Here is a 6,904-nt window from a genome sequence, read left to right as displayed (position 1 = left end):
GAAGCCCACTGAAGGGGCTGTAATGCCGACATGCAGACGGCTCCGGTGTATCCCGGCAAGTCGTCAGTCCTCAATGTTAAGCCGCTCGGGGCCGTGACCTCCCCACGTCACGGCCCCGAGCGGGCAGAGCTGCGCGGGCGATGAATGCTACTTGAAGAAGTACGGGTCGAGGACCGTCACGCGGGTGATGCGGTCGATCGGCAGGCCGTTGCGCTCCGCTGCCTTGCGGATCGCTTCGGGGTTCGGGCCGTCGTAGACGCAGTACGTCCGCTTCTTGTCCTCGCTCACGTAGGAGTGGATCCAGGTGACGCCCAGCTCGCCGTTGGTGTCGGCCACCCGCATGCACACCGCGACGCCCTCATCATTGACCGGAATCGCCAGTCCATCGGGGAAGGTTCGCTCGACGATATAGCGCGGCATAGCAGTCGCCCTCCTTTACGTCATGCCTCTACCGTTGTCCGGCCGGGGATCCGCCGGACGCCTAGCCCGAGCAGCTCACATTCGGGTTCCAGTCCTCGAAGATCCCCGCAGGGTTCTCGGTGAAGATCCAGGCGTGCAGGACGTAGACACCGAGTGCCTCGTTGAGGTGGAGGTGATGCCCCGTGACCTCGGGGAGCCCGCCGTGGCCCTCCGCGTCCCAGGCGTCGGCCGGGACGATCCACTCGACCGCGCCGAGCGTCAGCTCGCCGTTCTGGCCGTAGTGGTAGACCATCGCCTCAGGCTTGAGCGGGTCCAGGGTCGTGTCGAGCAGGTCGACGTTGATGTAGTGGACGCCCATGCCGCCAACGCCGGGGTTGTCGAAGCAGTAGTCGAGCCCCTCGACGAGGTTCCACCCCGCGCTCTGGGCGACCTGGATGTCCCGGAACGACTCCACCTCGGCGCGCAGGGCGTTGAGCATGGCCGTGATGTCGTCTTGCGACGTCCGCAGCATCTCAGCACCCAGCCGGCCGAGCAGGACATCCCACCGCTCCGGCCACACGCCCGGGTGCCATTCGAAGCGGGCCCGCTCGAAGTACTGGACGGTCAGCCCGTTCTCGACGAACTCTTCGGTCAGGGGGTAACCGAAGATCGGCAGGCCGCCGTAGGTCTCCCAGTAGCGGCGAAAGCCGCCGCAGACGTTGTGGCCGGTCTCCGCGAAGTAGAGGCAGTCCCCCTGCGGGCCGGTGCTGGTGCCGGCGTCGTGTTCGGCCACGGCTATCCCGCCCGGCAGGACGAGCAGTGCGAGCACCACGAGCAACGCTGGCACACGTCGAAAACGACGTCCGAGCATGGTGGTCCCTCCGATCCCTCAATGGCCGCACCGGCCACCGCACAGCTCCGTCGAGCACGTGTCGTGGCGGCAAACCGACTGACGCGGGTTGCGGGTCCGCTCCGTCCCGCATGACGGCCCGTCATCGCGGTTGAGCGAGGTGGAGCGGATCGCCGGCGTTGTGCCGATGAGACCATGGTGACGCATGCGCCCAACGGCGCGCATCGGGGGGTACCCTGAGATTGGGGGATCTGGTCCCCTAAATTGGGGGATCATGTGCGTGGGTGGATTCGCGAGCACATGCAGGAGCGCCGACGTCCTGCCGACTGCTCCCCTCTCCCAACCTTGGGAGAGGGGCCGGGGGTGAGGGCTGCTCCCACGCGAAAGCCGGCAGGATGACGGCGCTGCTGTGGCGGTCGGTTTACACCGGTTGACCAGGTCCGACGCCGGCTCGCGGCCCGCCACGTAGCCGCTCGGCGACGCGAATGGCCTCGTGGCGGGAGGAGACGTTGAGCTTGGTCAGGATCGAGGAGACATGGTGCTCTACCGTCTTGGGGGAGAGGTAGAGTCGGCTCGCGATCTCGCTGTTGGACAAGCCCTGGGTCATCAGGTCGAGGACCTCGGCCTCGCGGTGCGTCAGTCCGGCAGGATGCTGGCGCGTCGATGGGCGCGGCCCGCGTGGGATGCCGCGGGCGCCGACCGCCCGCAGGCGGCGTGAGAGATTGGCGACCATCGGGGCAGCGCCAAGATCGCCGAAGACGTCCAATGCCTGACGCAGCGCCGCTTCGTCGTCGCTATCGGCCAGTGCCCGGGCCATCTCATATGGGCAGTTCATCTCGCGCCAGCGCTCGGCGGCGGCAGCCCAGTCCCCCTCGATCTGCAAGCGATACGGCTCGCCGGCCCACGGCGGCACCGTGACCCGCGCGCCCGCACGCCACTGCCAGTAGGCCAGTTCGCCGGTGAACCAGATGTGCCGGTGGCGCAGCGCCGGGTCGTACGCCGCGCATGCCTCGTGGAGGGTTCGGTCGGTGTCCCCGGCGAGCCAGGCGGCTTCGGCGCGGGCTGCGTGTACCGGCGCCAGCCGCTGCAGCGTGGCGGTGACTCTCGCCATTGCGAGCGCCTCGTCGAGTGCGACCCAGGCGTCCGGGTCGCCGCGGCGTGCCCGGAGGCGACCGAGCGCCACCAGCGCCATGATCCGGGAAATAGCGGAGATGCCGGGACGACGCGTGACATCGATCGCGCTGTCGACCGCGGCGTCCCACTCTCCCTGATACAGACGCACCAGAGCGAGCCAGGCGCACATGTACCACCGCTGGGCATCGAGGTCGCGCTCGGTGGTGAATGCAATACCCTCCTCCAGCCAGCGGGTCGCCTCCGCGAACTGGTGCATCTCCCCGAGGCCCGAGCCGAGATTGGTGTACGCTATCGCGGCGTGGTTTTCCTGGCCCGCTTGCAATGCCAGTTGCAGGCTTCGCTCCAGCGGGCCGGTGCCGCTCATGTCGCCGCCCACCAGGAGCGCTGAACCGATCGTGTTGTAGGCGGCGATCACGATTGGCTCTGCGTGGAGGCGCTCTGCCAGCTCGAGCGCCTTCTTTCCCCAGGTGACCGCAGTGTCGGTGTCACGATCGAGCATGTGGAAATGTGCGTACTGCTGGTACGCAAACGCCAGTTCAGGGCTCGGCGGGATCGACTCGAGTACGGAAATGGCCTCGCTGACCGTCTGTATGGCCTCGGCGTTCCGCCCCGCCATGGTCAGCACTCGTGTCAACTGGCACAGGTTTTCCCCGACTTTGCGGGGATTTCCCGCCGCGCGCCAGATCGCGACAGCTTCCTTCCGGGCGGCGATCGCGCGGTCCATCTGATCGGTGTGGTACGCCTCCAGCGCGAACCCCTCCAGCAGCACCACTCGTTCGAGTGGGTCGAGATCCTCCGCGAAACGCAAGGCCCGCTCGTACTGCGCTGCCGCCTCACGCCGGGCGCCGAGGCTCGATGCTCGCCGTGCGGCCGCCGGTGCGTAGGCCAGGACCGCCTCCCGGTCGCCTGCTTCTTCGGCATGGTGGGCCAGACGCGCCAGGTCGTCCGGCCCCGTCCCGACGGCGCGGAGGGCCTGGAGCACCGCCCGATGGAGGGTCACCCGGCGCGTGGGAGACAGCGCGTCGAGGATCGTCTGCCGGGCCAGTTCGTGACGGAACGCATAGCCGTTGTCCTTCGGCAAGAGCATTCCCCCGGCCACTGCGTCCTCGACCGCGCCCACCTCGGCTCCGACGACCTGGCTCAGGAGGTCGGTTTCCGCGTATGCCCCGATGACGGCGGCCGCATCCAGGACCGCCCGCACCGCCGACGGGAGGCGAGCGGCCCGCGCCAGGACGGCGTCCCGCACTGTCAGCGGAATCCCCTGCCCGCCGGCCGCCAGCACCTCCGTTACGAAGAATGGGTTCCCGCCCGTCTGCCGGTGCAGCTCGACGGGGTCGAAATCCGTGCCCGCGGCCAGCGTGCGCACCGCGCTCTCCGAGAGGGGTGGAAGGTGCATGCGACGAACGGTAGGCGATGTCGCCAGATCGCCCAGCACGACCCGGAGCGGGTGCCTCGGCCCGATCTCGTCGTCGCGGTAGGTGACGAGTATGAGTGCCCGGGTCGTGGCGACGCGTCGTCCAATGAAGCGGATCAAGTCGAGTGTCGCTTCGTCCGCCCAATGGGCATCTTCGATGACCACCAGCGCGGGCTTTGCGCGCCGCGCGAGGAACGCATGGAATGCCGGAAGGGCGTGCTGGTGTCCGTCATCTTGTTCAAGGATGTGCCGCAGCCCCTCGCCGGATTGCGCGGCGATGTCGAGGAGTGGCCCGAGCGGTCGCGGCGTCGAGAGCGGGTCGCAGGCACCGTAGAAGCGCGAAGCCTCTTGCTCCACCATCCGGCCGAACGCCGTGACCAGGGCGGTCTTGCCCACCCCGGCTTCCCCGGCGACGAGCACCAGGTGCCCGTTTCCCGAGGCAGCCACATCGAACCAGTGGCGCAGCTCGGACAGAAACGTGTCCCGTTCGAGAAGGAGCATCGCGGCTCCCCCGTCCCCCGTTGCCGGGAATGTAAGAACGAACGCGTGCGTTTATGAGGATTCTGCCCGGTTACATAATAACGACTGCGTACGACGGTGCGCAATCAGGGTCTTGTTCGGCGCGGCGCCTTGTTCCTGGTGTGGATAAGCAAGACGATCCAGCACGACTGTGCCCGGCGCCACGGCGTCGCCCATGGCGACCGTGAGCGCCGAGGCCGGTCGCTCGCTGCTATCACGCTGTTCGGGCTCCGCAACAGACGCAGACCGAGGGGTTTGGGAACAATGCTCTTTGCACGTATCGGAGGGGTTTAGCCCGGGCCGACAAGGAAAGCCGGCCGCAGCCGGCTCTTTGGAGTGCGGCGGCCCGAGCCGCCGCTGTGGTATCGCGCGGCCGCAGCCCCGCGCCGGGGTTGGTGCCCGCACCGGCGCCGGGACAGGGGATGGGTGGCGCGACGAATCCCGTGCCGTGATCCCGTTCCGGGACGGGTGGTGCGAAGGATCCCGCGCCGTGGCAGGTGCCCGGGGCGAAAGCCGCCGGGCTGACAAGGAAAGCCGGCTGAAGCCGGCTGGGGAGGCGGTGCCGGCGGGGTGCTGGATGGGTTTCGCCCGCCTGGAGGGCAGGGGAGTCCCTTCAGTGGGCTTTTCTTATTCAGCCCGACGGCTTTCGCCCCGGGCACACGCCGGGCGGCGGGGACCAAACGCCGCGCTGTAGGTCCTCTGTCCCCAGCCTGCGTTAGCGGGCTTTGCATCGTGAGCCGGGGTTACTATCGGGTACATGTACATGCTACGGCGCGGGATGCTCGGACCACCCGTCCCGGGCACGCGCTACGCCACTGCGCCGCCCTGGTCGATGGCTGCCTGGAAGGTCTGGCGGGCATTCTCGTTGCGCAGGACGAAGATGATGCGGCGCACCCGGGCGTCGGGCCGGGACAGGTAGCGGTGCGCCGCCGCCACCATGAGCGCCGCCGCCTCGGCCAGGTCGAAGCCGCCGACCCCGGTGCCGAGCGCCGGGAAGGCGACCGATTGGAGTCCGAGCCGGTCCGCGACCTCCAGCGCGGCCTGCGTGGCCGCCTGGATGCTCTCGGCGGTCGGGGGGATCATCCGGTTGCCCTCGTAGCCCATGGCCGCGGCGTGGATCACGGCACGATACGGGAGCCGCCCGGCGCCGCTGGCCACCGCCTCCCCGACCCGGATCGGCCCCTGGGCCATCGCCTCGCGCTCGATCTCCTCACCTCCCGCCGCCTTGATCGCCCCGGCTACGCCGGCGCCCATCCACAGTTCGTTATTGGCCGCGTTCACGATGGCGTCGGCCTCGACGGCGGTGATGTCGCCGACGATTGCGGTGAGCGGGTGCTCGGTGGTCATGGTGTGCCTCCCTCCGCCACTGCCCCTCCCAGCCAGGCGCGGATGTCGGGCGCGTGCTCTTCGTAGAAGTGGTTCGCCATCCCGTCGATGACCGCGGCGAGCGGCCAACCGTTCAGCCAGGGGAACCGGGTGGGGTCGAAGAGGTCGTCCTCGGGGATGGCCGCCAGCGCGGCTTCCAGCCGGTCGAAGGACTCGCGCGAGTCGCGCAGCACCTCGTCCGCCGGACGATTGCGGTTGGCCTCGTAGATCAGCTCGTTGATTTCGTCGACGGCCTCGTCGGGGTCCAGGTGGGAGGGCCAGGGTGGGACCGGAACCGTGCCGTCCCGCGCGGCCTCCATGCGGGCCACGGAAAACCAGCGCCAGCCGGTCAGATGGGCGATCACGTCCGCGAAGGTCCACGGGCCGAAGGCGTTCGGCTCCTTCAGCCGGTCCTCTCCGGCCGCGATCAGCCGCTCCAGATCAGCCCGCACGGTCCTGACCGTGTCGAGCAGTTGGGCCTTGGTCTGGCGTGGTTCCATGGCGTGCTCCTTCGTGGTGGCGTCGTCCGGTGATGCGTGCAGTATCCTCGATGATGCTGGTGACTGGCTAGCGTAGCCCTGCGTCCGGGATGCGCAGCGCCGCGGGCGCGGTGCGATGACGATCGCTCAGCCCATGCCGCTGCTATGTATGATGGACGAACAAGAGCGACGCAGGATGCAGGACGCAGGGCGCGGGAGGTGGGTGATGGGCTTCACGGTGCGGGATATCCGCCGGGCAATGGATGTCTACACGCGGGACAACGTCTATCTGGGCACCGTGCTTAAGGTGATTCCCGGTCCCGCGGCGCCGGACGGCGAGCCCGAACTCTCCCCGGACGTGTTGCAGTCGAGCGCGGTGAGCGGGGAGTTGCTGGGTCCGATGCCGACCCAGCCGCTCGGCAACCGTGGTCCAGCCAGCCAGTCGGCGCGTGCCCGCTACGCCATCGGCCAGGGGGCGGCGCAGCGGATCGGCCGCGGTGCGATCCGGGTCGGCAAGTTCTGGGGGCTCGTCGGCCGGCGAGAGATCCCGCTCGACGCGGTGCAGACCGTGTCGCTGGAGCGGGTCATCCTGCGGCTGCGGAGTGATGAGTTGTGATGTGTGATGCGTGTTCCGTGATGCGTCATGCGTCATCCGTCCCCCTCACCCCCGGCCCCTCTCCCACCAGGGGAGAGGGGAGTGTGACGCATGACGTATGACGCATGACGCCTTACTCCTCCTCCGGC

Annotated in this window: 6 protein-coding genes; 1 reads left to right on the top strand and 5 read right to left on the bottom strand. The window is 68.7% G+C overall.

The window, feature by feature from the left end; genetic code table 11:
* Positions 1-147 precede the first annotated feature (147 nt).
* From IRZ30_RS14390 to IRZ30_RS14370, 5 genes are all read right to left on the bottom strand, one after another.
* On the bottom strand, positions 148-420 hold the full coding sequence (locus tag IRZ30_RS14390; RefSeq protein WP_294086151.1) for a DUF4242 domain-containing protein: 273 nt from the start codon (positions 418-420) through the stop codon (positions 148-150).
* Between the two features lie 61 nt (positions 421-481).
* Entirely contained in the window at positions 482-1,270 is a 789-nt protein-coding gene (locus tag IRZ30_RS14385) for a hypothetical protein (RefSeq protein ID WP_294086149.1), read from the bottom strand.
* A gap of 400 nt (positions 1,271-1,670) precedes the next feature.
* Positions 1,671-4,298, bottom strand: a complete 2,628-nt coding sequence (locus IRZ30_RS14380) for a helix-turn-helix transcriptional regulator (RefSeq protein WP_294086147.1) — start codon at positions 4,296-4,298, stop codon at positions 1,671-1,673.
* 825 nt (positions 4,299-5,123) lie between these two features.
* Positions 5,124-5,663, bottom strand: coding sequence for a macro domain-containing protein (locus IRZ30_RS14375; protein WP_294086146.1), 540 nt, complete (start codon positions 5,661-5,663; stop codon positions 5,124-5,126).
* Positions 5,660-6,181, bottom strand: a complete 522-nt coding sequence (locus tag IRZ30_RS14370) for a ClbS/DfsB family four-helix bundle protein (protein ID WP_294086145.1) — start codon at positions 6,179-6,181, stop codon at positions 5,660-5,662. The genes IRZ30_RS14375 and IRZ30_RS14370 overlap by 4 nt, the downstream gene beginning before the upstream one ends.
* Positions 6,182-6,386: 205 nt before the next feature.
* On the opposite strand from IRZ30_RS14370, the gene IRZ30_RS14365 reads away from it, so the two are divergent.
* Positions 6,387-6,776, top strand: coding sequence for a hypothetical protein (locus IRZ30_RS14365; protein WP_294086144.1), 390 nt, complete (start codon positions 6,387-6,389; stop codon positions 6,774-6,776).
* Positions 6,777-6,904 lie beyond the last annotated feature (128 nt).

The organism is Sphaerobacter sp., assembly GCF_019683595.1.
GTDB lineage: Bacteria > Chloroflexota > Chloroflexia > Thermomicrobiales > Thermomicrobiaceae > Sphaerobacter.
This window is presented reverse-complemented; position numbering and strand designations above follow the sequence as displayed.